This is a genomic window from Parajatrophihabitans canadensis, from assembly GCF_053764775.1.
This window is the reverse complement of the sequence record NZ_CM132445.1, coordinates 4623578-4646541: the sequence shown is the minus strand read 5'-3', so window position 1 is coordinate 4646541 and position 22964 is coordinate 4623578. Positions and strand designations below refer to the sequence as shown.

The window sequence follows — 22964 nt, the reverse complement described above, 5'->3', positions numbered from 1 at the left end:
GCTAGGAAGCCTTGCCCCGGCGAGTGGCAACAGACTTGGTCGCTGACTTGCTTTTGGTTGTGGCCTTTTCGGTTGCGGTCTTCTTGGCCGTGACCTTTTTGTCCGTGACCTTTTTGGCGGGCGCATTTTTCTTCGCGGCCTTTTTCGCGGACGAAGACTTCCCGGGTGTGGACTTGTTTCCACGCGCCGACTCGACGCTGCGTTGCAACGCAGCCATCAGGTCGATCACGTTCGTTGGCTCGGGTGCTTCTTCGGCAACGTTCACCTCGGCGCCCTTACCCTTGGCCGCGATCAGTGCGTTCACCCGCTCGGTGTAGGTGTCGTGGTAATCCGCAGGGCGCCAGTTGCCGGCCATCGAGTTGATGAGCTGACCTGCCATCTTCAACTCCTTGCCACGCCCGGAGACGGCAGCGGGCAGATTCTTCAGTTCGGATTTCGGGTCGCGTACCTCGTCAGCGAAGTAAAGGGTTTCCAGCACCAAGACGTCGCCGTCGGCACGAATTGCCGCGAGATACTCCTTACCACGCATGACGAAAGTTGCGATCGCGGCTTTGTTGTTATCACTCATGGCATCGCGAAGCAGCGCGTACGTTTTGGCGGTGTCCTGGTCTGGCGGCCCGAGGTAGTAGGACTTCTGGAAGTAGATGGGATCGATCTCCTCGAGGTCCACGAACGTCTGGATGTCGATTGACCGCGAGCGACCGGGCGCTACCGCGTCGAGCTCGTCCTGATCGAGCATCACGTAATGACCCCCGCCGATATCCGCACCCTTCACGATATCGGCATATTCGACCTCGGTGTCGGTGCGTTCGTTGACACGTTTATAGCGAATCCGGTCGGTCGTACCTTGCTCGAATTGGTGGAAGGACACCTCGTGTTCCTCGGTGGCCGAATACAGCCCGACCGGGACGGATACCAGCCCGAAGCTGATCACGCCCGTCCAGATAGCCCTCGCCATCAAGACCTCCCCTTATCCTCGTCGAATCCGTGCCAGTCCACTCAGGTCTCGAATCGCTGCCTTCGTGCGCTCGCGTCCCTGAGCCGCCGTTCGGCATCACGTACCACGCGTTCGGTCTTCTCGAGGGCGGTGCGCGCCCTACGCTGGTCGCGTTCGGCATCGCTCTGGTTTTCGCGAGCCTCGTCAAGGGCTTGCTTGAGGCGCTCGACTTCGGCGGTGCTATCACTGACGAGCCCGCTTGCCTCATCAAAGCTCGATTGGGCTTGGTCGCGATCGGACTCGGCGTTCTGAACAACCTGCCACGCCTGATCTTCGCTTCGCCTCGCGCTGTCCAGTTGCGCTCGCCGACGTTCCTCGGCGGCCTCCTCCTCAGATTTCGGCCTGCCGGTATCGGAACGCTTCGTCGGCGACGCCGCGCTTGCGGTCCGAGCGCGGGTTCCTGTTGCGCTGGCGGTAGCCGTCGCCGTCGCCGTTGCTGCATCGGTCTCGGGGCCGAACCCCGAGCGAGACATCGCTTCGGTGAGGCGGCCGGCCAGCAGTTCCTCGGCCGCAGTCTCATCGGCGAGGGCAGCGTGCAGGGTCTCCTCGAGCCCGCGAGAGGTGTCTTGGCTGACCTGCTTGCCTGCGGCGTTGGCGAGGCGTTTGGCCTGTTGGACGAGGGCATAGACGAGTTGATGTTGCTGCTTGCCCAATTCACGCAACTGCTGCCCGGACAGGTTGGCAGTGGCCTCCCGCAGGCCCTCTCCGAGTTCGAGTAACGGACGCAGTTCGTCGGCGTGCTCGCGAGCGAGTTGGTTTGCCAGCCAGGCCACCGCGTTGGGCTTGCGAAGCTTGCGAATCTCGGCACTCAGGTCGGCCTGACCCGCGGCTTTGGCTTCCTTCTCCCGAGCGGTGCGGGTCGTCGTGAATTCGTCCGGGGGTAGTGAATACAGCTCGTCAGCTACGTCGTCGAGGTTCACCCCTCAACATTTAGCACCTCCGGGCGGGGAAGGGGCGACTATTCGGCTGCCACCGGCCGACTGCCAGTGCTCACGTTGGTGTCTGAAAACCGCTAACGACAGCTCGGCTGCGCCGCCATAATTGATGTGTGATGCTGCCAGAGGCCGATACGTGTTACCGCGCCGTCGCAGGCCGGGACGCCCGCTTCGATGGGTGGTTCTTCACCGCGGTGCGAACAACCGGAATCTACTGCCGCCCGTCGTGCCCAGCGGTCACGCCGCAGCGGCGCAACGTGAGCTTCTATCCCAGTGCCGCGGCGGCCCAACGGGCGGGCTACCGGGCCTGCAAGCGATGCCGACCTGACGCCTCGCCCGGATCGCCGGAGTGGGACGTCCGCGGCGATCTCACCGGGCGCGCCTTGCGATTGATCGGTGATGGCGTGATCGACCGCGAGGGCGTTTCGGGCCTGGCCCGAAGACTGGGTTATTCAGAAAGGCAAATCGATCGCGCTCTCATCGCCGAGGTCGGCGCAGGCCCGCTGGCGCTGGCGCGCGCCCAGCGTGCTCAGACTGCCCGGGTGCTGCTGGAGACGACTGTGCTGCCGATGACAGACGTCGCGTTTGCGGCGGGCTTTTCCAGCGTGCGCCAGTTCAACGACACGGTCCGGACGATCTTCGCGACCACCCCCTCGGCCCTGCGTTCGGCCCGACGTGGGCCGGCTGTGGCTGAGCCTGGGTCCATAACGCTGAGGTTGCCCTACCGCGCACCAATGGATGTCGCGGCAACGCTGGCCTTTCTTGGTATGCGGGCAATCCCCGGCGTTGAAGTAGCCGAGACCGACCGCTACACCCGCGTGCTGGTTGCACCGTCGGGTCCAGCGAAGGTGAGCCTGTCAGCAGCCGAAGGTGCAGTCATCTGTCAGACGGGTTTGGCCGATCAACGTGACCTAGTCATGGTCGTATCGAGGGTCAGGCGGCTTCTCGATCTCGACGCCGATCCCTGCGCGATCGACGAACTGCTGGGTGCCGATCCGGTGCTGGGCCCGTTGGTCGCCAAGCGCCCCGGTTTGCGTTCTCCGGGTGCGGTCGACGGCTTTGAGATGGCGGTTCGGGCGGTGGTTGGCCAGCAGATATCGGTCAGCGGGGCACGGACGTTGCTCGGCCGAATTGCTGCCGAGCACGGTCTACCGGCGTTCGACGGCCAACCATTGCGACTATTCCCTACAGCTGCGAAGCTCGCCGAGCTCGACCCGGCATCGTTGCCGATGCCACGGTCGAGGGCAAAAACCCTGTTGGCGTTGGCACTCGCGTGCGCGTCTGGTGAGCTGAGCCTGGATCCCGGGGCGGACCGTGACCGTGAGCGCGCCACGCTGCTCGCGCTGCCCGGTGTCGGCCCGTGGACGGCCGACTACATCCAGATGCGCACCATGAGCGATCCGGATGTGCTCTTGACGACCGATCTGGGTGTGCGCCGATCCGCAGCGAAGGTCGCTGTCGATCTTGCGGGCGGTCGGGCCGATTGGGCACCGTGGCGCTCCTATGCCACGCACCACCTTTGGGTAGCCCTGCATTGAGACTTCTCGATTGAAGCTTCTCGATACAGACCTTGCGGTTCAACCCTCACGGTCGAAGGTCACCGTTTGGCATTGCTACGAAAAGACAACGAAGGAGAACGCCCAAATGCGCTACACGATCCTGGCTTCACCGGTCGGTGAGCTACTCCTCACCGCGGACGAGGGTGGCTTACGCCAGCTTTATTGGGAGAAGTCACGACACCCTGCACTGATCGGCGCCGACTGGCAACGCGATGATCAGGCACTGGCAGAGGTTCGTGACCAGCTGGGTGAATACTTCGCAGGCCGGCGCCGGGAGTTCGAGCTGCGGCTCAACCCCCGCGGCTCGGTGTTTCAGAAGCGTGTCTGGGACGCGCTGATGGAGATTCCATACGGTGAGACGACAAGTTATGGCAGGTTGGCGGCGAAGTTGGGCCAGCCGACCGCTGCTCGCGCGGTTGGCTTGGCCAACGGCCAGAATCCGCTTTCGATCATTGTGCCGTGTCACCGGGTGATTGGTGCCGACGGCTCACTGACCGGTTACGGCGGCGGCCTGCCGACCAAGAAATTCCTCCTCTCGCTCGAGGCCGCCTCAATTCCCTAGGGCGGAATCATCTAGTTGGACGGGGTATCCGGCCCGAATCACTGCAACGCTCGATGGTGGTGTGATGACCGTTGCCTGGCCGTTGCGGGGCCGAGGGCGGCGGGAACCGTACCCGCCGCTCGTCCACTCTCTAAGGTGATCGCCGATGACGACGGCGGGCGTCTCATCCATCATCACGAAGGTGGCGTCGGGCAAATCCTGCCAGGGCAACTCGTGAAATCTGCGGCGATGAGTGCCCGCGACGATCCTTTCGGCGTGCAACCGTCGATTGATCTCCTTGGCTGACGGCACCTCGACTCCGAGCCCCCGAGCCCAGCCCGTGCGGTACGAATCATAAGCTTCGCGACGGCATTCCGCGCATGGACGATGCCCAGCCGCTAACGAGACCGCCTCGTCCTGAAAGAACAAGAAGGTGTAGTGATGCGGCTGCCATTGTTCTTGCCAGCGGCCCTGAAAGTTCAAGGAGCAGGTGATCCACAGGTCGCTGGCGTGAAAGCGAACAATCTCCCGGTCGCGGTGCAGTATTCCGCGGTTCCCGGTCCAGGCGCCGCGCAGCGGGATCGCCTCGATCGTGCCAGTTGGCGTGACGCGGTTACGTTCGGGACTCATCTAGCTTTTCCAGATTGGGCCGGCGGTCGAGTTGTTGTAGGGGCTGGCGCGGTGAACTGTCTTTCGCAGACAATGGGCTCGTGGAGTCTTCCGCAGTACGAGTGGCACGGGTCTATGACCCTCCCGGTTCGGCTGACGGCAGTCGCGTACTGGTCGACCGGCTCTGGCCGCGTGGCTTGGCCAAAGAGGCAGCCGCACTGGACGACTGGTGTCGAACGATCGCGCCGTCGACGCAGCTTCGTACCTGGTACATGCATGATCCCGCGCGATTCGAAGAGTTTGCCGTCAAATACCGCGCAGAGCTCGCTGACGCTGAGCAGTCTGCAACACTTGCCGGACTGCGTCGCCTCAGCGAACTCGGGACGCTGACCCTGCTCACCGCCACCAAGGCACTGAGTATCAGCCACGCCGTCGTGCTCGCGGGCGTCATTGCTCAGACCGCCTGACGACGTCACGCGTTCTGGAGCAATGACCTAGCACCGGACTCGATGTGTTCGGCGTCGATGCCGGCTGCCGACATCAATTCAGCCGGCGTGCCGGAGCCAGGCAGCTCTCGCACGCTGAGATGAACGAGGTGAATATTCTGCACTCCTGCGCCCACCAGGGCGTCAACAACAGCTGAGCCAACTCCGCCTTCTGGATGGTGATCCTCGGCCACGACGAGCCGGCCGCCGGTGGCGCCGACCGCAGCTTGGAGTGTCGCCGTGTCGAGCGGTTTTATCGAATACAGGTCGATGACTCGTGCCTGGATGCCGTCCTGGGCTAAGTTGTCAGCCGCAGCGAGGCAGGCATGCAGCGTCACTCCTGCGCCGACGAGCGTGACCGAGTCGTCGGAGCTCGAACGCAACAGCTTCGAACCACCGATGGGGAACTCCTCGCCGCTGTTGTACAAACCTGGATAGGCACCGCGAGTCGTCCGCAGATACGAGATGCCCGGCTGTGCTGCCATCGCCTGCACCAGTGCTGCGGTACTGGTGCCATCGCAGGGGTAAAGCACGGTCGAGCCTTGCACTGCGCGGAACATCGCCAGATCCTCCAGGGCCATTTGCGACGGACCGTCCGCGCCGATCTCGACGCCCGCGTGCGAGCCGACGAGCCGGATATCTGCCTGCGAGATGGCTGCCATCCGGATGAAGTCGTGGGCGCGGGTGAGAAAGGCCGCGAAGGTTGACGCGAACGCAACGTAGTGCCGAACGCTGAGGCCGACCGCAGAGGCAACGAGCTGCTGCTCGGCGATGAACATTTCGAAGTAGCGCTCGGGATAGGCTCTGGCGAATTGATCGGCGTGGGTGGAGTTGCTGACCTCGCCATCGAGGGCCACTACCCGAGGGTTTCGTTGACCGAGCGCGACCAGCGCGTCGCCATACGCCTTGCGGGTAGCGATCTTCTCACCAACGGGGTAGGTGGGCGCGGACAGTGTCGCAGGCGCCTGCGCCGGGGGACGAGCCTCAGCCTCCTTCGGCAGCGGGCCCCGTACCAGCAGGTCGCTCGCCCCGCCTAGTTCGGCGATCGCGCGCTCGGCCATGTCTGCCGGGAAGGGCTTTCCGTGCCACCCCTCGTGATCCTCGACTTCGGAGAAACCACGGCCCTTGATGGTGCGGGCGAGAATGACTGTCGGCTGATGAGTGCCATCTTGCCCGGCGGCCGATTGTTCCGCCGCCGTCAAGGCTTCGTCGATCTCGTCCAGATCGTGGCCGTCGATGCTCAGGACTCGCGCACCGAAAGCGCTCGCCCGCCGAGCATAAGCGTCTATGTCCCAGCCCAATTCGGTCGGCCCGCGTTGGCCGAGGCGGTTGACGTCGACGATAGCGACGAGATTGGAGAGTTGATAATAAGCGGCTTTGTCGAGGGCCTCCCAGATCGAGCCCTCTGCCATCTCGCTGTCACCACACAACACCCACACGCGATAAGGCAAGTGATCGAGGTACTTGCCGGCCAGAGCAACGCCTACGCCGTCGGGTAGCCCTTGGCCCAACGAGCCGGTGGCCACGTCGACCCATGGCAATACGGGCGTGGGATGGCCTTCCAGCCGGTGACCGAAGCGCCGGTATTCGGTCATCAACTCTTCGTCGGTCACGACGCCGACCGCCTTGTAGACGGAGTACAGCAGCGGCGAGGCATGGCCTTTGGAGAAGATCAGGTGGTCGTTGTTCTCAGCACTCGGATCGTCCCAGTCGTAGCGAAGGTGACGAGTCACCAGGACTGCGAGGACGTCGGCGGCCGACATGCTCGAGGTGGGATGGCCCGATCCGGCTGAGGTGCTCGAACGAATCGAGTCGACCCGCAACTGCGCGGCGAGCCGACCGACGGTTGGGAGGTCGATCGAGGTCAAGGGTTGGCGGGTGCTGGTCAAGGCGCTCACCCCTTTCGGTTGGAGGACTATGCCCTCACCTGATCGTCCAACTGCCCGGGTAGATACTCAACAGAATCCGGGTAGCAATATCACCAGCGGGTATGAGCCGGCCGTCAGATCGGCAGCGTTCGATCGGCGGCGCAATGAGAGTGAGGCGGAAGTGACTCAGCCAAGCACAGCTATCGCAGAGCCGGTCGTCCTGGTGTTGATGGGTGTCTCCGGTAGTGGCAAGTCTAGTGTCGCCGGTCTGCTCGCTGGACGGCTCGGCTGGGATCTCGAAGAGGGCGATGACCTGCACTCGTCGGAGAACGTCGCCAAGATGGCAGCAGGTCACCCGCTGACCGATGATGATCGCTGGCCGTGGCTGGCAACGGTCGCAACCTGGATTCGGGAGCACACCGATGCTGGCCGCTCGGGCATCATCACATCCTCTGCGCTCAAGCGCAGTTATCGCGATGTTCTGCGCGGCGAACACGTGGTCTTCGTCTACCTCGCCGGCGACCACGACCTCATCGCAAAGCGGCTAGAGGCCAGGCATGGCCATTACATGACCGCGGCCCTGCTCGATTCGCAGTTCGCCGTTCTCGAGCCACCCTCGGCGGACGAACGGTCCATCGAGATCGATATTGCGGCAGGCTCTGCCTCCGAGGCCGACGAGATCGTTGCCAGACTCGGGCTTGAGCCGGGCGGCGCGACGAGCCGAGCGGCGCAGTCATGATGACAGCGGCCTTGACCGCCGCGGCTACGACCGCAGGCTCGTCGGCCTGGACATCGCACGACACGAGGCTGATCTCAGTTACCGTCTCTCAGTTACCGTCATCGGTATCGCGATCATCGTCGGCCTGATCGTCATTTGATGCTCGCTACTGAAAGGCGGAACGCTGCCAATGGACGGCGATGACGGCTACCTGCTGGACAACGCCAGACAAGAGGCCGGCCAGCGTTTCGACGCGTTGGCTGAGCTCTTCGACGCCTCGACGTTCCGGCACCTTCGAGCGGTCGGCGTCCGCTCCGGCTGGCATGCCTGGGAGGTCGGGGCGGGCGGATCGAGCGTCGCCTCTTGGCTTGCAGAGCAAGTCGGTAGCGAGGGCCGGGTCGTCGCCAGCGACATCGACACCTCCTGGACGCCAGGGGCAATCGACTACGAGGTGATCAGGCACGACATTGGCATCGATGACCCGATCGACGGGCCCTTTGATGTCGTGCACGCGCGCCTGGTGCTGGTACACGTACGCGAGCGCGATCGAGCCCTCGCCGCCATGATCGCGTCCCTGCGACCGGGCGGCTGGCTGGTCATCGAAGACGCCGACCCCGCCCTGCAACCCCTGGTCTGTCTGGACGAATCCGACGCGGCAGCGGCTCTGGCGAACAGGCTCAAGGCCGGGTTTCGAAACCTGCTTGCCGCTCGCGGCGTCGACCTCGCGTTCGGGCGCAGCCTGCCGAGGCGTCTTCGTACAGCGGGGCTCGTCAACATTGCCGCGGACGCCTACTTTCCGGTTACCGGATCAGCCTGCATCGAGCTAGAGCGGGCCACGACCGAGCAGATTCGTGATCAACTCATCGACGCGGGGCTTGCCACCGAAAGTGAGATAGCTGAGCATCTAGCGAACGTCGTCAGTGGCAAACTCGACCTAGCCACCTCACCGATGATTTCGGCCTGGGGCCAGAAGGAGATCTGAGATCAGCGCGGCGCCGAGCGGGTGTACGCAGTCATGCAAGTGATCTTGCCGTCCTCATCCACATCAAAAATGTCCACGACCTCGATCGCGTGCGCATCGGCGCTGAAGACCAGTTCCGCTACCACGGTCGAGCCGTCTACCAAGTATCGAGTTGCCGCTATCTGCAAGGCACTGCTGCGCTCGGCTTGCTCCGGCGCGGAGTAGCCCGCCTTGATCGCCGGGCCACCGTGGACCTCTGGCGCGGGCGGCGGAGGGCGCCAGACCGAGTCCTCGGCAAACAGCGCGCCCATCTCGGCGTATTGACCGGCGTTGAACAACTCTACGTAGCGGCGTGCGGTCTCCAGTGGTGTCATGCGGCACATTATTACAGCGTCGCTATGCCGATCGTCGGCCATCAACACTGATAGCCGATCGGCCACCAAGACCGGTATAGCCGATAGGGTGGCGACAGGTGGCCGGCGCAGATCGAGAGGCTAAGCAATGCAGCGTGTGTTGAGCGATGTCCGGGTCATCGAGTTGGCCGCTGGTGCCACCGGCAGTTATTGCGGAAAGCTCTTCGCCGATCTGGGAGCGGATGTCGTCAAGGTCGAGCGCCCGCAAGGTGATCCGCTACGCCGGGCGGTCGCTGGCCGCAAGAGCGACGTCTCGGGTGCCTTTCTCCACCTGAACACCAACAAACGCAGCGCAGTTCTTGACCCCGCGGTCTCCGACGTCGCCGACCTCTGGGATCTACTGGCTGAAGCCGATGTCGTGATCGAGGCGCGCGAGGGCGGCTCGTTGGCACAGTGGGGTATCGGCTGGCGGGAGTTCCACGAGCGGATGCCGACCGCGGTCGTCGTCGGTATCAGCGGTTTCGGTGCCGACGGACCGTATGCGGATTACAAATCGACCGAACTCATCGCGCAGGCCATGAGTGGGACGATGCTCTTGCAGGCTACCGATCAGGATCCATTGCGGTTACCCGGTCACCTCGGTGCCTGTTTCAGCGGGAGCATGGCCGCGGTCGGCGCTCTGGGTGCCATCGCCTTTGCCCGGTCCACCGGGCAGGGATCGTACGTCGATTCCGCGGCGGTAGAAGCGCTGGCGTCGATGCCTAGCCGAGCAACACCGTTGTTGACCTACCAGTACCGGGGCGCGGTCGCGAATGCCACGCAGAACAGCAACCCGTTGACTCTGATTCCGACCGGGGTTTTCCCCTGCGCGGACGGATATGTCGGCATGATGTCGACACCCCAGCAACTCAAAGAAATGCTCGAGGTGTTGGACAATGACGAGCTGAAGGCGGCGTTCGCGCGGCCGGACGCCTTCGAGCGAGGCGAGACCAAAGAAGCCCTGGACGCTGCCCTGTATCCGTGGCTGTTCGCGCACACCCGCGCGGAAGCAACGGCGGCGGCGCAGAGCGCCGGCTGGCCCTTGGCGGGGCTCAACTCGCCCGACGAGGTCTTGCACGCCGATCATCTGCACCAGCGCGGTTTCTGGGTGCACGCTGATGATCCGCGAGCTGGCTCGGTCGATTTACCAGGCCCCGCTCATCGATTTCAGGAGGGTGGGTGGGCTCTGAGGGGACTGGCGCCCGAGCTCGGCCAGCAGGAGCCCTTTCTCGAGCGCGAGACCCACCCAGGTCCGGACGCGCTGCAGGATCACCATACGCAGCAACGTCGTCCGTCGGGCGGCGCTACCAAAGCACTGCCGTTGGAGGGTATCCGGGTCGTCGATATGACCACGGTCTGGTCGGGCCCGTATGCCACGATGCTGCTCGCCGATCTCGGCGCCGAAGTCATTAGGGTGGAGAACCCGTTCGTGCTTCCGCCGACGACAAAAGGTTATCAAGCCCGCCCGACCATCTCCAACCTTGGCCTGCTGGGCTCCGGCTACGGGCCTGCCGCGCCCGGACGCCCCGACCGGCCGTGGAACCGGCACGCCCTCAACAATTCGGTGTCTCGCAACAAGCTGTCCTGCACCATCGACACCCGCCGGCCGGAAGGGCGGGAGCTGTTGATGCGCTTGGTGGAAAAGGCAGATCTGTTCGTCGAGAATTTCAAGGCAACCGGGCTGACGCGGATGGGTATTCAGGTCAGCGAGATGCAGGCTCGCAATCCGCGGTTGGTGGTGTTGCGGTTGCCTCCGACCGGTCTGAGCGGGGATTGGTCGTCCTACACAGGTTTTGGTACACAGTTCGACGCGTTGACGGGGTTGCTCTGGATCTGTGGGCATCGCGACTCCGATCTGACCACGAGTCCCGCGACCACGTACATGGACGCCGCGACCGGGCCTGCCGCCGCGTTTGCGGCGATGGCGGCGTTGCGTTACCGGGATCAGACCGGCCGCGGTCAGCTGGTTGAGCTTGCACAGAGCGAGAACGTGCTCAACCATCTCGGCGATGTCTACGTTGATTACCAGTTAGGCACCGAACCCGTTCGGATGGGCAATCGTGATCGTGATCGGGCACCGCAGGGGCTCTACCGGTGCCAGGGCGACAATCGTTGGTTGGCCATCTCAGTCGGCGACGACGAGGAATGGGGCCGACTCGCGGCGGTGATCGGTCGCGCCGAGCTTGCGCACGACGGCCGCTTCGCCGACCTCGAAACCCGGCAGCGCAACCACGATGAGCTCGATGCCATCATCGGCGCGTGGGCAGCGGAGCAAGAAGTCACGGCGGCGTTTCACCTGCTTCAAGGTGCAGGTGTGGCCGCAGCACCTTTGATGGACGACACGATGTTCTGCACCGACCCGCACATCCAAGCGCGGGGATGGATGCGGCCGCTCAACACCACCGACGTCGGGACTCACCCCCATCCAAGCCAGCCCTATCGGGGTGTGCCTCAAGCCTGGCGGCGTGGCTCGCCGGCGTTGGGCGAGGACAATGAGTACGTCTACAAGGACATACTTGGGGTCACGGACGACGAGTTCGAGCAATACCGGGAGAGCAGGATCCTCGCCGAGGACTACCTGGCCCCAGACGGGTCCGCGCTCTGATGACGCCTGGACCGTTCCACGTTGGCCTGCAGGTCTATAGGCTCCAGCCATGAGGGTCGAACTGTCCAACGATGAACTTCTCAGTACCACTCGGGTTGTGCGCAAGCGGCTGGACTTCACACGTCCCGTCGAGCGCGACGTGATCGAGGAATGCCTCGAACTCGCCGTCCAAGCCCCGACGGCTTCCAATCGTCAGGAATGGCATTGGATCTTTGTCACCGACCCCGACAAGAAGAAACAGTTAGCCGATCTCTATGTCGCCGACGAGGGCGAGTACGTGCCGCTGCCGTGGCCCGACCTGGCCGCCGACGACACTCGGGCGTTGCACAGTGACGCGATTTCAGAATCGGCACAATATCTGCGCGAACACATGCATGAAGCGCCCGTGCTGCTCGTGCCGTGCCATTTGGGGCGCGTTGACAATGCCGCGATCGCTACCCAGGCGGCACTGTGGGGATCCCTGCTCCCCGCGGTATGGAACTTCTTTCTGGCACTGCGAACCCGCGGTCTGGGTGCGGCCTGGACGAGCGTCCACCTGAGAAGCGAACGGAAGGCCGCGGAGGTTCTCGGCCTGCCGTATGACCTTTACACGCAAGGCGGCCTATTTCCGATCGCGTACACCAAGGGTGACACCTTTCACCGTGCCGCCCGAAGGCCGCTCGATGAGATCGTGCACTGGAACGGCTGGTAGGTCGCGCCCCGAGTTACACCGATTGCCAGCTAAGCCCGCTAAGCCCACTAAGCCAATCGTGATCTCCTCGTCCTGGCGAGACTCCATCCTGACACGGCGGCCCAGACGCCTTCCAGTACAACGAAGCCCCACTGCGCTTCGGCTAGCGCGCTCAGACCGAGCGCGGCCGATCCGAGCACGTTGAGCAGAAGGTACACAGGCGATGCGTGTTCGAGTCGCCCCAACTGGGCTGCGACGAAGGAGACCAGGACCAACAGGGATCCGAAGAGCTGGATGTACAGAAACATGACGACGCGACCTCGTAAGCCTCGCGTTGTCCGGTGCTCGATGCCCCACCATCCCGGGAGCTGTCAGGTCTGCCAGCTCCACTCCATCATCGCACGGTCGGACGCCGGTGTGGGCGGGTGGTTGCGAAGGTCACCATCTCTATTAAACGAGCTTGACAATCGTTGTCATTACCAACAAGACTCAGGCCTAAGCCACTGGTCCGACAGCAGCTAACGGTCGGGCCTCGCAGATCGTCAAATCTCATATGGGAGTTCAGATGGTGCATCGATCTCGACTCGCGCTTGCCATGGTGATCGCGGCCTCGGCTGCTGCGGTTGTCCTCAGCGGCTGCGCGACCTCTCGCCAGGGCGCTCAGCCAGCAGCCGCAACGTCGGCCGCGAGGGTTGGAACGGTGATGACAGCGGTGGCATCGATCGATGCCTGGGGGAGCATTCTCAGCCAACTCGGCGGCACCCATGTCAAAACCACCTCGATCATCAGCAATCCGGCTACCGACCCGCACGATTACGAGCCCACTCCTGCAGACGGGCGCATGATCGCCAACGCCTCGCTGTTCGTCGAGAACGGTGTCGGCTACGACTCGTGGGCGGCGAAGGCGGTTGCGGCGAACCCGTCAGCTGACCGCATCGTCATCACGGTCGGCAAGCTCGTAGGTGAGCCGGACGACGGTAACCCGCACCGTTGGTATTCACCCGCCGACGTCGAGACGGTCGCCGATGCCATCACGGCTGGGCTCAAGAAGGCTGATCCTGGTGATGCGAGCTACTTCGATTCGCGAAGGCAAGCCTTCGAAGACACCGACCTGGCCGAGTATCACCAGTTGATCTCGACGATAAAGTCCAAATACGCCGGGACACCGGTGGGTGCGTCGGAGAGCATCTTTGCGCCGCTGGCTGACGCGCTGGGTCTGGACCTCGTCACGCCGGCTTCCTTCTTGAGGGCAATCAGCGAGGGGACCGATCCGTCGGCGGCTGACAAGGCAACGATCGATGCCCAGATCGCGACCAAGAAGATAAAGGTCTATGTGTTCAACAGTCAGAATTCCACGCCGGACGTCTCGGCACAGGTGACTGCAGCTAAGAGGCAGTCAATCCCGGTTGCTTCGGTCACCGAGACGCTGTCGCCCAAGGGCGCAACCTTTCAGGACTGGCAATCGGCCCAGCTTCGCGCTTTGGAAGCAGCGCTCGCCGTGGCCACCGGCACATGACGGCTTCGACCGACCGGCGGCTGCTGGCTGATGTCGTGGTGCTCGAACGTGCAGCAGCCAGCGTTGCCGGGCACACAATCTGGTCTGAGGTCAGTTTGTGCTTAGCCGCTGGAGAATTTGCGGCCGTCCTCGGCCCGAACGGTGTAGGCAAGTCAACGCTGTTGAGGACGATCCTCGGATTACACCCCGTCGCGGCTGGTCGGGTGAGAGTGCTGGGCGCCAACCCGGGCCGCCATAGCGAGCGGATCGGCTACCTTCCACAGCGACGCGCGTTTGACCCCAGCACACGAGTCCGGGGCGTAGATGTCGTCCGCCTCGGATTGGACGGTGATCGCTGGGGTACACCGCTACCCGGATGGCTGCCCGGTGCACGGCGCCGCCGGGCCCGCGAGCGGCTCGGCGAGGTTATCGAACTGGTGGGAGCTTCGGCTTACGCCTACCGACCGATTGGCCAATGTTCCGGCGGCGAACAGCAACGGCTGCTGATCGCCCAAGCGTTGATCCGGCGGCCGAGCCTGCTCGTGCTGGATGAGCCACTCGACTCGCTCGACGTGACCAATCAAGCATCGATCAGCTCGCTGATCCAGCGGGTTTGCCGCGCCGAGGGGGTGGCCGTTCTACTCGTTGCGCACGATGTAAACCCGATTCTGCCGTACCTGGACAAGGTCATCTATCTCGCGCACGGGGGTGCCGTGATGGGCTCTCCGGTTGAAGTCATCACCTCTGAGACGTTGTCGATGCTGTATGACACCCCGGTTGACGTCCTTCGTGATCGTGCCGGCCGACTGGTCGTGGTCGGACAGCCGGACCTACCGCCGGGGCACCTACTGTGAGTGGGTTGACTTGGAACCTCACTGGCGATGCTCGTCAACTGTTGAGCTATCACTTCATGCTCAACGCCCTGCGCGCCGGGACGATCGTAGCGGTCGTCGCTGGGCTGATCGGCTACTTCATGGTCTTGCGGCGGCAGTCCTTCGCCGGTCATACGCTGGCCGTGGTCGGCTTTCCCGGCGCGGCCGGGGCCACCTGGTTGGGGCTGAATCCGGCCGTCGGCTATTTCGGATTCTGCGTGGTCGCGGCAGTTGCCATTTCAGCCTTACCCAGTGGACGAAATCCGTCGGACGTAGGCGGCTACGGTGAGGAGTCGGCGGTGATCGGCACCGTCCAGGCCTTCGCACTGGCCTGCGGGTTTCTGTTCGTCAGCCTGTACGGCGGATTCCTGTCGGGGTTGAACAGTTTGCTGTTCGGCACGATAACGGGGGTCACTGACGGCCAGGTGTTGGTCCTTGCCATCGCGGGCCTGCTTTGCCTGCTGGTGCTGGCGATCATCAGCCGACGGCTGCTGTTCATCACGATTGATCCGCTAGTCGCTCGCGCCCGTGGCGTGCAGGTTGCGCTGCTGTCGGCCGTGTTTCTGGTCATGCTTGGGATCGCGGCCGCGGGAGCCAGCCAGGTCACCGGCAGCTTGCTGGTATTTGCCCTACTGGTGGCCCCGGCCGCGACCGCGCTGAAGCTCACTGCCCGTCCGGTCCTCGGTGCGATGTTGTCCGTCGGCATCGCTGTCGTAGTTACGTGGGTCGGTGAGGCGGTCGCCTTCTACTCGCCCTATCCGATTGGCTTCTGGGTCACCACTCTTGCCTTCGGCCTGTTCTTGATTGCTGCGGGGTATCGCGCGCTGGCCGATCGCGTCGGGCGCCGACTTGTCGCTGGCGGTAGCGCTCGGCCGCCGGTTGCGCTGACCGGGCTCCGGCGATGACCGCTGCCAGAGTGTCGCTTGCAACTGGGCCGGTGACCGGTCTTGGCAACATGCTCTCCCACCCGTTCATCCAGCATGCTGTTGTCGCCGGTACCGCGATATCGATGTTGTGCGGTCTGGTCGGCTATTTCGTGGTCTTGCGCGGTCAGGTTTTCGCCGGCGACGCCCTGTCGCACGTCGCCTACACGGGAGCACTGGCCGCCCTCGCGGCTGGCGTTGATCTGCGTTTCGGATTGTTCATAGCCACCATCGCCACTGGCCTCGCGCTTGGAATGCTGGGTGGCCGCGCCGGTGCTGATGACACCGTGATCGGAGTTGCCTTCTCCTGGGTTCTCGGGCTGGGGGTGTTCTTCCTTGCGTACTACACGGCACACGGCAGCACCGAGAACGGCGCGGCCGGTGTGCGGGTGCTGTTCGGATCCATCTTCGGAATCAGCGGCTCCGCCTCGGCTCTCGCTGTTATCGTCGCGGTGGCGGTGATCGTTGCCCTGCTTGCCATTGCTCGTCCACTACTGTTTGCCACACTCGACCCGGCCGTGGCGGCCGCCCGTGGGCTGCCGGTCCGCCTGCTCGGCGCCGTCTTCTTGGCTGTTGTCGGCGCGAGCGCGGCGGAGGCAAGCCAGGCCGTGGGCGCGCTACTGCTGTTCGGCTTGCTGGCCGCGCCGCCAGCCGCCGCGCAACGCCTCACTGCGAAACCGTGGTCAGCCTTCTGGCTCTCGGGCCTTCTTGGAGTGACTGCTATGTGGACTGGTCTGGTGCTGGCATATGCCTTTCCGCGCTTTCCTGCCAGCTTCACCATCATGGCCGCGGCCACCACCGAGTTCGCCTTGGTGGCCGGATTCAGCTCGCGTTCAGATCAAGCCAAAGGCGCTCGTCTCCGCGTCAGTCATCAGCCGTGACCGGATCATGAAGCGCACACCCTCGGGCGCTTCAACTGAGAATCCGCTGCCGCGACCTGGAACAACGTCCACGGTCAAGTGGGTGTGTTTCCAATATTCGTACTGAGACACCGACATCCAAAACGGAATCGGCGCGTCCAGACCGTCGACGGCAAGCTCTGCCAGCCGGATATCCGCGTCCCCGGTGATGAAGTCCCCATCTGGAAAGCACATCGGGGACGAGCCGTCGCAGCACCCACCGGACTGGTGAAACATCAGTGGGCCATACCGGCCGGTGAGGCGGCGGAGTAGGTCCGCCGCCGCATCGGTCAGCTCAACCCGCGACAGACTGTCAGTTGGGATTTCGGTCATCGGTTTAGAAGAAGCCCAGTGCCTTAGGCGAATATGAGACCAGCAGGTTCTTGGTCTGCTGGTAGTGATCGAGCATCATCTTGTGATTCTCGCGCCCTACGCCAGATTGCTTGTAGCCGCCGAACGCAGCGTGCGCCGGGTACTGGTGATAGCAGTTTGTCCATACCCGACCGGCTTGAATCTCGCGTCCGGCGCGATAGGCCTGCGACCCGTCGCGGGACCAGACACCAGCACCCAAGCCGTAGAGGGTGTCGTTGGCGATTTTGAGGGCGTCGTCTTCGTCGTCGAACCTCGTCAGCGAAAGCACCGGGCCGAAGATCTCTTCTTGAAAGATCCGCATACCGTTGTGGCCTTCGAAGATCGTCGGGTCAACGTAGTAACCGCCCGACAGCTCGCCACCGAGATCGGAGCGGCCACCACCGGTGAGTACCTTGGCTCCTTCGGCCTTGCCGATGTCAATGTATGAAAGGATCTTCTCCAGCTGGTCGTTCGAGGCCTGCGCACCGATCATGGTTGTCGAATCCAGCGGGTTGCCCTGCTTGACAGCCTTCGTGCGCGCAACCGCATCGCCGACGAACTGATCATAGATCGATCCCTGGACCAGCGCCCGTGACGGGCAGGTGCAGACCTCACCCTGGTTGAGGGCGAACATCGTGAACCCTTCGAGAGCCTTGTCGTAGTAGTCGTCGCGAGCAGCCGCGACGCTATCGAAGAAGATGTTCGGGCTCTTGCCACCCAACTCAAGTGTTACTGGAATCAGATTCTGACTCGCATATTGGGAGATCAGGCGGCCAGTGGTGGTCTCGCCGGTGAACGCGATCTTCGCGATTCGGCTGGACGAGGCGAGCGGCTTGCCGGCCTCGACCCCGAAACCATTGACCACGTTGAGGACGCCCGGCGGCAGCAGATCGGCGATGAGCTCGACGACCTTCAGTAGTGACCACGGAGTTTGCTCGGCGGGCTTGATGATCACGCAGTTTCCGCCGGCCAACGCTGGCGCAAGTTTCCAGGTTGCCATCAGAATCGGGAAGTTCCATGGAATGATCTGCCCGACCACGCCTAGTGGCTCGTGAAAGTGGTAGGCGATGGTGTCCGGGTCGATCTCGGAGATGCCACCTTCTTGAGCGCGGATCGCTCCTGCGAAATAGCGGAAATGGTCAACGGCGAGCGGCAGATCCGCGGCGAGGCATTCGCGGACGGGTTTACCGTTCTCCCACGTCTCGGCGATCGCAAGCATTTCGAGGTTCTCCTCGATCCGATCGGCGATCTTGTTCAAGATGTTGGCACGTTCTGCCACCGTCGTCCTTCCCCAGGCTCGTTTGGCTCCGTGGGCGGCGTCGAGGGCAAGTTCGATGTCTTCCGCCGTCGACCGAGCCACCTCGACAAATGGCTGGCCTGTGACGGGTGAGGGATTTTCGAAGTAGTCACCCTTGCTCGGCGGGACGAACTCGCCGCCGATGAAGTTTCCGTAGCGGGACTCGACACTGACCGGGCTGTCGGCTTGGCCAGGTGATGCGTAGATGGTCATGGATGAGCCTCCTAGATTCGCTTCGCCCCGAAGTGCGGGCTGTCAGCCGCAGGCTAGGTCGCAGAACGTTGCAAGTACGTTGCAACGCTCTATGCGGGGCAGGCTTCAGCGCAGCGGCGTCGGATTCGCGAGTTCCCGTTCGAGTCGAGCTATCTCGGCTACCGCGAGCTGTCGCAGCGGTGAGCTGTCGGGTAGCGCCGCGGCCTGTCCGTGCCACATCGGCAGGTCATCGGCACCCCAGCGCGATCGCGTCCATGCCACCATGAGCTCGGGCTGAGCAGAGGCAAGGACCGCCTGACGAAGCTGTTCCTGCAGGCTGTCGCGACGCGCGACGATTCCTGGCGCTTCAGACTGCGGGAGTAGCGGACCGTGGTAGCCGGCCAGCGCGTCGCGGACGCGGCCGGCGGCTAGCTGTGCGGCGACGGCCTGCCAGTCGCAGTCGGTCTCGGCCACGAGTCGGTACGGCCTTGACTGCAACACCTCAGGCCCGAGCAAGGATCTCAGCCGGGTCATCTCGGCCCGCATCGTCGAACCGTGCACGTCTGCCGCATAGACCTCGACCTCGAGTTCCTCTGCTGTAAGGCCGTGCGGATGATCGACGAGCACCACGAGGATTTCACTGTGCCGTGGGCTCAGGCGGCGCGAACCTGCGCTCAGCGCACTGAGTTCGGCTACACACTCAGGGCGCCCAAGTCCGTGTAACCGCAGGACCGGGCGCTTGGCGGCCTCGGCGGGCAGCCAAAGCGTGCCTGGCGGCGAGCGGTGCGCGGTTGAGCTCTCCGCAGCAAGCCTGCCGAGTTCGGATTCGGCCATCCTCGCCGCGGCCCGGACCATGGCCAGTGTCTGCGGTGACGTGACATCCTCGCCGCCGGTGATGTCGACCAAACCCAGGATCTTGTGCGTCTGGGGGTCGTGAATGGGTGCCGCAGCGCAACTCCACGGTTGGACGAGGCGATTGAAATGCTCGGCGGTGTGTATCTGGACGGCGGCGTCGAGGTGCAACGCGGTGCCCGGGGCATTCGTGCCGGCGTGCAGTTCGTCCCATGCGGCGCCTTCGACGAAGTTCATCGCTTCGGCCTTACGCAGGACGCTAGGGGTACCACATACCCACAGCAGCTTTCCCTCCGCGTCGCCCACGGCCATGACGCAGTCACAGTCCTCGGCGGCCTTGCCGAGTACGTCGTACAGCAGCGGAAACACCCTGGACAAGGGGTGTGTGGACCTATATTCGAGCAGGTCGTCGTGCTCGAGCACGAGGGGCGGCAGGTGAGCATCAGGATCGATTCCGGCGGCCGCCGAGCGCAGCCAGGAGTTGGCAACGACCGTTCGGACTGTGGCCGGTTGGCTGCCTGTTTCGAGAAAAGCGGCATGCTCGCGGTGCATCACCCGGCGAAGGTCATCGGCGGCGGCCACGCCCACAGTCAAGCTCGCGAATCGGGTCAAGCCAAGTGTTCTGCGCAAATGCCTCCGTTATACCTTGGTTGCGCGAATCTCGAGGTTGCGCGAATCTTGAGCAAACCGCAGTAGCGGCTAGCCCGTTCAGGTAGGGGTGTTGACATGTCGATCGACCCGAAGACCACCGCAGTAGTACTGATCGAATTCCAGAACGATTTCACCTCAGAAGGTGGCGTCCTGCACGGCGCAGTCTCGGAGGTGATGGACAAGACCGACATGCTGTCGAATGCTCGCGACCTCGCCGCCGCGGCTCGGGCAGCTGGCGCGACCGTGATGCACGCTCCCATCACGTTCGCGGAGGGCTACAACGAGATCAGCTCCCACCCATACGGCATTCTCAAGGGTGTGGTCGACGGCAACGCCTTCGTCAAAGGCTCCTGGGGCGCGGCCATCACCGACGAACTGGCGCCCGCCGATGGTGACATCGTGGTCGAGGGCAAGCGCGGCCTCGATACGTTCGCCAGTACGAATCTCGATTTCATGTTACGTAGCAAGGGGATCACGACGATCGCCCTCGGTGGTTTCCTGACGAACTGCTGCGTCGAATCCACCATGCGCAGCGGGTACGAGAACGGCTATCAGGTGATCACCCTGAACGACTGCGTGGCAGCGACCTCGGTTGAAGAACATGACAATGCCCTAAAATACGATTTCCCCATGTTCTCAAAGCCGATGTCGTCAGCGGAGTTCATCAAGGAACTCGCGGCAGGGGAGTAGCTCGTACATTGCCTGAGGACGCAAGCGAGGCTGACAACGACACGGCTGACGACGGCGCGGCGGATATCGTCCGGCTATTTTCTTACGGCACCCTGCAGCAGGAGGAGGTGCAGCGCGCCAACTTCGGGCGCGAGCTGCCCGGCCGTCCGGACTCGCTGCCCGGGCACCGGATGTCATTCGTGGAGATCACCGATGCCGAAGTTGTCGCGTTGAGCGGATCGGCACTCCATCCGATCGTGCGCCGGTCAACCAATCCTGACGATGTCGTCGAAGGCACCGTATTCGTCATCACTCCGGACGAGTTGGCAGCCGCCGACGAATACGAGGTCGACGACTACGGACGGGTGCTCGTCACGCTGGGTTCGGGTGATCTGGCGTGGGTTTACCTCGCCGCCGACGAGCTGACCTAGCCCGCAGCACTGTCAGCCCGGCAACGCAGTGATCAGGCGTAGCGCGCCGACGAACTCCGGCTGGGTGCGCAGCGCGCCGTAGCGGCGGTCCCACTCACCCGATTCGAGTTCCACCCGCAACCGTTCGACGTAGCGATTTGCGGTGGCCTCGTCGATGAATCCCCATGCTGACTGGGACTGCCGTACGGCGGGGTCGAGAAAGCGTTCGGGCCGGGCGTAGTACGCCTCGGTGAAGCCGTCCACACAATCGATCGGCACCGGCACGGCAACGACGGAACTCTCCCCACCGAGGACCTGCTGGATGTGCTCGATCGCGGGATAGCGGACGCGCTCGGCGGCAATCAGTTCGGGCGCGTAGTCGGCTAACCAGAGCGAGTCGAGCGCGCTGCCGTCGAAGGTGAGGATGACGACCGGCTCGCGACTGACGCGGCGAAGCTCGCGCAATCCCTGATCGACATTCGGCCATTGATGAATCGTGACCGTGGCCATCGCCGCGTCGAAGGAGTTGTCGGCGAACGGCAGGTTTTCTGCGACGGCATCGATGGCCTCGCTGAGGTGGGCTGGGCGTTGGGATCGCATCGTGGCCGACGGTTCAACCGCGGTCACCGCTCGGTCGCTCGGCTCGTATGAACCGGCGCCCGCCCCAACGTTGAGCACGGTCTTGGCATTGCCGAGCGCATCGTGGATGTAGCGCGCGATCCGTTCATCGGGCCGACGCTGCTGCGCGTAGCCCGAGCCGCCAAGCTCGTAGTCGTAGTCGCCGGCCAACATCATGCCGCGGGGCCGATATCGAGCAGTTCTTCGTAGAAGCCGCCGATCTGACGTTGGCGATCCACCAGGTGAATCTCAAGAATCCAGTGGCACACTCGGCCGGTGTGATCGAGGCGCCGCATCGGCTTGTCACTGCCCGGTGCGATGTCGTACTGAATCTCATCGCCGATGATCTTCTCGTGCGGGAACTCGCCGATGAGGTGGCCGGCGATCCGGCCACCGAACTCCCACCCGGCCCCTTCAGCCAAGCTGACGACATGGCCGAAGAGTTGCTCACCGGTTATGCCCGGCTGCGATTCGAAGTACGCGCGGCCCGCGTCGAACAGCACCGGCAGGTCGTCGCGTAGCCGGTGTTTGACCGGATCCGTACCGAGCACGAAGGTGCGACCGAAGTCGGCCTCCCACTCTTCGAAGATCGGGCCGAAATCGCAGAACACGATGTCGTCCTCAGCGATCACTCGATCGGGCGGGTTCTGCCGATAGGGCTCGAGGGTGTTCGCCCCGGCCCGAACAATTCGCTTGTGCCAGAACCTGCTCACACCGAACATGTCGGCGGCGAGGTCGCGAATCGCGTTACTGGCCGTCGTTTCAAGGACACCTGGCGCGATGAGCCCGCTGCTCCCTACCGCGACGAAAAGCTCGGCTGCCTTGGCTTGCGCATCGAGCAGTTTCGCGACCCGGACGCTCTCGGTCTCGATCGTTTCGGTCACCGACAAACCGTATCGCGTCGCCGCCAGCCAATTCTTGCTCGGGCATCAGTGCACGCAGAACTCGGCACCTTCGGGGTCTTGCATCGCAACGCCGTAGTGGCCGACGACGCCCTCGCTCGGGACCACACCGATCCGTTTCGCACCAGCGGCCACGAGCCGCTCGACCTCAGCGTCCACCCGGGCCTTGCGGAGCTCCAGCGGTACGCTGCGCCCGCCGCTGACGCCCAAGTCGAGGTGCAGGCGATTCTTGATCGACTTCGTCTCTGGCACCGGTTGAAACCAAATGCTCGGCCCCCGTCCGCTCGGATCGATCAGCCGGTCGCTGCCGTCGCCGTCGAGGTCGAGTTCATCTTCGGCAACACCGATGCTGCGGTAGAAGTCATTCCAGGTCGCGAAGCCGTCCGGGGCGGGCGCGATCTCATAGCCCAGAGCGGTGGCCCAGAACCGGACGAGCACGCTCGGGTTGTTGGCGTCCATCACGAGTTGCAAAGGGACGGGCATGGTTCCCACC

At 63.6% G+C, this 22964-nt stretch carries 25 protein-coding genes; 13 read left to right on the top strand and 12 right to left on the bottom strand.

The genetic code is table 11. The features are described from left to right. Window position 1: 1 nt before the first annotated feature. Both ku and ACSMXN_RS22330 read right to left on the bottom strand, forming a co-directional pair. Complete coding sequence (ku, locus tag ACSMXN_RS22335) at window positions 2–958, bottom strand: non-homologous end joining protein Ku (protein ID WP_022914319.1); 957 nt, start codon at window positions 956–958, stop codon at window positions 2–4. Window positions 959–999: 41 nt separating this feature from the next. Beyond that, window positions 1000–1917, bottom strand: a complete 918-nt coding sequence (locus ACSMXN_RS22330; RefSeq protein WP_022914320.1) for a hypothetical protein — start codon at window positions 1915–1917, stop codon at window positions 1000–1002. Between the two features lie 131 nt (window positions 1918–2048). On the opposite strand from ACSMXN_RS22330, the gene ACSMXN_RS22325 reads away from it, so the two are divergent. Both ACSMXN_RS22325 and ACSMXN_RS22320 read left to right on the top strand, forming a co-directional pair. Then, window positions 2049–3470, top strand: coding sequence for an AlkA N-terminal domain-containing protein (locus ACSMXN_RS22325; RefSeq protein WP_022914321.1), 1422 nt, complete (start codon window positions 2049–2051; stop codon window positions 3468–3470). A 106-nt stretch (window positions 3471–3576) separates the two neighbouring features. Continuing rightward, the gene (locus ACSMXN_RS22320) at window positions 3577–4053 is read left to right on the top strand and encodes a methylated-DNA--[protein]-cysteine S-methyltransferase (RefSeq protein WP_027139683.1); all 477 of its coding nucleotides are present in this window, start codon (window positions 3577–3579) and stop codon (window positions 4051–4053) included. On the opposite strand, the gene ACSMXN_RS22315 is transcribed toward ACSMXN_RS22320, so the two are convergent. Next, complete coding sequence (locus tag ACSMXN_RS22315; RefSeq protein ID WP_022914322.1) at window positions 4042–4662, bottom strand: hypothetical protein; 621 nt, start codon at window positions 4660–4662, stop codon at window positions 4042–4044. The two genes, ACSMXN_RS22320 and ACSMXN_RS22315, sit on opposite strands and share 12 nt — an antisense overlap. Window positions 4663–4742: 80 nt before the next feature. Between ACSMXN_RS22315 and ACSMXN_RS22310 the strand changes: the two genes are divergently transcribed. Next, complete coding sequence (locus ACSMXN_RS22310) at window positions 4743–5108, top strand: DUF488 family protein, N3 subclade (protein ID WP_022914323.1); 366 nt, start codon at window positions 4743–4745, stop codon at window positions 5106–5108. A gap of 5 nt (window positions 5109–5113) precedes the next feature. Here ACSMXN_RS22310 and ACSMXN_RS22305 read toward each other — a convergent pair whose 3' ends face one another. Continuing rightward, window positions 5114–7015, bottom strand: coding sequence for a transketolase (locus ACSMXN_RS22305; protein ID WP_035944258.1), 1902 nt, complete (start codon window positions 7013–7015; stop codon window positions 5114–5116). A gap of 208 nt (window positions 7016–7223) precedes the next feature. Here ACSMXN_RS22305 and ACSMXN_RS22300 point away from each other — a divergent pair, with 208 nt between their 5' ends. Both ACSMXN_RS22300 and ACSMXN_RS22295 read left to right on the top strand, forming a co-directional pair. Further along, window positions 7224–7733 carry a gluconokinase gene (locus tag ACSMXN_RS22300; RefSeq protein WP_051148963.1) on the top strand — a complete coding sequence of 170 codons (510 nt, stop codon included), beginning with the start codon at window positions 7224–7226 and terminating at the stop codon, window positions 7731–7733. 169 nt (window positions 7734–7902) lie between these two features. Then, the gene (locus ACSMXN_RS22295) at window positions 7903–8694 is read left to right on the top strand and encodes a methyltransferase domain-containing protein (protein WP_022914327.1); all 792 of its coding nucleotides are present in this window, start codon (window positions 7903–7905) and stop codon (window positions 8692–8694) included. 2 nt (window positions 8695–8696) lie between these two features. On the opposite strand, the gene ACSMXN_RS22290 is transcribed toward ACSMXN_RS22295, so the two are convergent. Next, window positions 8697–9047: a nuclear transport factor 2 family protein gene (locus ACSMXN_RS22290; RefSeq protein WP_196811360.1), complete on the bottom strand. Its 351-nt coding sequence runs from the start codon at window positions 9045–9047 to the stop codon at window positions 8697–8699. 127 nt (window positions 9048–9174) lie between these two features. Here ACSMXN_RS22290 and ACSMXN_RS22285 point away from each other — a divergent pair, with 127 nt between their 5' ends. Together ACSMXN_RS22285 and ACSMXN_RS22280 are read left to right on the top strand one after the other, a co-directional pair. Next, on the top strand, window positions 9175–11670 hold the full coding sequence (locus tag ACSMXN_RS22285; RefSeq protein WP_022914329.1) for a CoA transferase: 2496 nt from the start codon (window positions 9175–9177) through the stop codon (window positions 11668–11670). Between the two features lie 49 nt (window positions 11671–11719). Then, complete coding sequence (locus tag ACSMXN_RS22280; RefSeq protein ID WP_022914330.1) at window positions 11720–12361, top strand: nitroreductase family protein; 642 nt, start codon at window positions 11720–11722, stop codon at window positions 12359–12361. 47 nt (window positions 12362–12408) lie between these two features. Here the strand turns inward: ACSMXN_RS22280 and ACSMXN_RS22275 are convergent, their stop codons facing one another. Beyond that, a complete protein-coding gene (locus ACSMXN_RS22275) occupies window positions 12409–12648 on the bottom strand; it encodes a CBU_0592 family membrane protein (protein WP_022914331.1) in 240 nt (79 codons plus the stop codon). Window positions 12649–12905: 257 nt separating this feature from the next. Here ACSMXN_RS22275 and ACSMXN_RS22270 point away from each other — a divergent pair, with 257 nt between their 5' ends. Genes ACSMXN_RS22270 through ACSMXN_RS22255 form a run of 4 tightly spaced genes read left to right on the top strand, consistent with a single transcriptional unit; the run spans window position 12906 to window position 16511 of the window. Further along, window positions 12906–13856, top strand: a complete 951-nt coding sequence (locus ACSMXN_RS22270; RefSeq protein WP_196811361.1) for a metal ABC transporter solute-binding protein, Zn/Mn family — start codon at window positions 12906–12908, stop codon at window positions 13854–13856. Then, entirely contained in the window at window positions 13853–14689 is an 837-nt protein-coding gene (locus ACSMXN_RS22265; protein WP_022914333.1) for an ATP-binding cassette domain-containing protein, read from the top strand. The genes ACSMXN_RS22270 and ACSMXN_RS22265 overlap by 4 nt, the downstream gene beginning before the upstream one ends. Next, a complete protein-coding gene (locus ACSMXN_RS22260) occupies window positions 14686–15612 on the top strand; it encodes a metal ABC transporter permease (RefSeq protein WP_022914334.1) in 927 nt (308 codons plus the stop codon). Before ACSMXN_RS22265 ends, ACSMXN_RS22260 begins: the two co-directional genes overlap by 4 nt. Continuing rightward, window positions 15609–16511, top strand: coding sequence for a metal ABC transporter permease (locus tag ACSMXN_RS22255; RefSeq protein WP_022914335.1), 903 nt, complete (start codon window positions 15609–15611; stop codon window positions 16509–16511). The genes ACSMXN_RS22260 and ACSMXN_RS22255 overlap by 4 nt, the downstream gene beginning before the upstream one ends. Here ACSMXN_RS22255 and ACSMXN_RS22250 read toward each other — a convergent pair. From ACSMXN_RS22250 to ACSMXN_RS22240, 3 genes are all read right to left on the bottom strand, one after another. Further along, on the bottom strand, window positions 16464–16862 hold the full coding sequence (locus ACSMXN_RS22250) for a DUF779 domain-containing protein (protein ID WP_022914336.1): 399 nt from the start codon (window positions 16860–16862) through the stop codon (window positions 16464–16466). The genes ACSMXN_RS22255 and ACSMXN_RS22250 overlap by 48 nt on opposite strands. Window positions 16863–16866: 4 nt before the next feature. Next, a complete protein-coding gene (exaC, locus tag ACSMXN_RS22245; protein ID WP_022914337.1) occupies window positions 16867–18390 on the bottom strand; it encodes an acetaldehyde dehydrogenase ExaC in 1524 nt (507 codons plus the stop codon). 105 nt (window positions 18391–18495) lie between these two features. Continuing rightward, window positions 18496–19773 carry a helix-turn-helix domain-containing protein gene (locus ACSMXN_RS22240; protein WP_155958462.1) on the bottom strand — a complete coding sequence of 426 codons (1278 nt, stop codon included), beginning with the start codon at window positions 19771–19773 and terminating at the stop codon, window positions 18496–18498. A gap of 174 nt (window positions 19774–19947) precedes the next feature. On the opposite strand from ACSMXN_RS22240, the gene ACSMXN_RS22235 reads away from it, so the two are divergent. Next, the gene (locus ACSMXN_RS22235) at window positions 19948–20562 is read left to right on the top strand and encodes a cysteine hydrolase (protein WP_022914339.1); all 615 of its coding nucleotides are present in this window, start codon (window positions 19948–19950) and stop codon (window positions 20560–20562) included. Between the two features lie 8 nt (window positions 20563–20570). Next, on the top strand, window positions 20571–20972 hold the full coding sequence (locus ACSMXN_RS22230) for a gamma-glutamylcyclotransferase family protein (RefSeq protein ID WP_022914340.1): 402 nt from the start codon (window positions 20571–20573) through the stop codon (window positions 20970–20972). A 12-nt stretch (window positions 20973–20984) separates the two neighbouring features. Here ACSMXN_RS22230 and ACSMXN_RS22225 read toward each other — a convergent pair whose 3' ends face one another. The 3 genes from ACSMXN_RS22225 to ACSMXN_RS22215 are packed head-to-tail and all read right to left on the bottom strand — an operon-like array spanning window position 20985 to window position 22954. Then, window positions 20985–21746: a class I SAM-dependent methyltransferase gene (locus ACSMXN_RS22225; protein WP_035944214.1), complete on the bottom strand. Its 762-nt coding sequence runs from the start codon at window positions 21744–21746 to the stop codon at window positions 20985–20987. Beyond that, window positions 21743–22453 carry a M24 family metallopeptidase gene (locus ACSMXN_RS22220; protein ID WP_022914342.1) on the bottom strand — a complete coding sequence of 237 codons (711 nt, stop codon included), beginning with the start codon at window positions 22451–22453 and terminating at the stop codon, window positions 21743–21745. The genes ACSMXN_RS22225 and ACSMXN_RS22220 overlap by 4 nt, the downstream gene beginning before the upstream one ends. Window positions 22454–22498: 45 nt before the next feature. Continuing rightward, the gene (locus tag ACSMXN_RS22215) at window positions 22499–22954 is read right to left on the bottom strand and encodes a VOC family protein (RefSeq protein WP_022914343.1); all 456 of its coding nucleotides are present in this window, start codon (window positions 22952–22954) and stop codon (window positions 22499–22501) included. Between the last annotated feature and the right edge of the window lie 10 nt (window positions 22955–22964).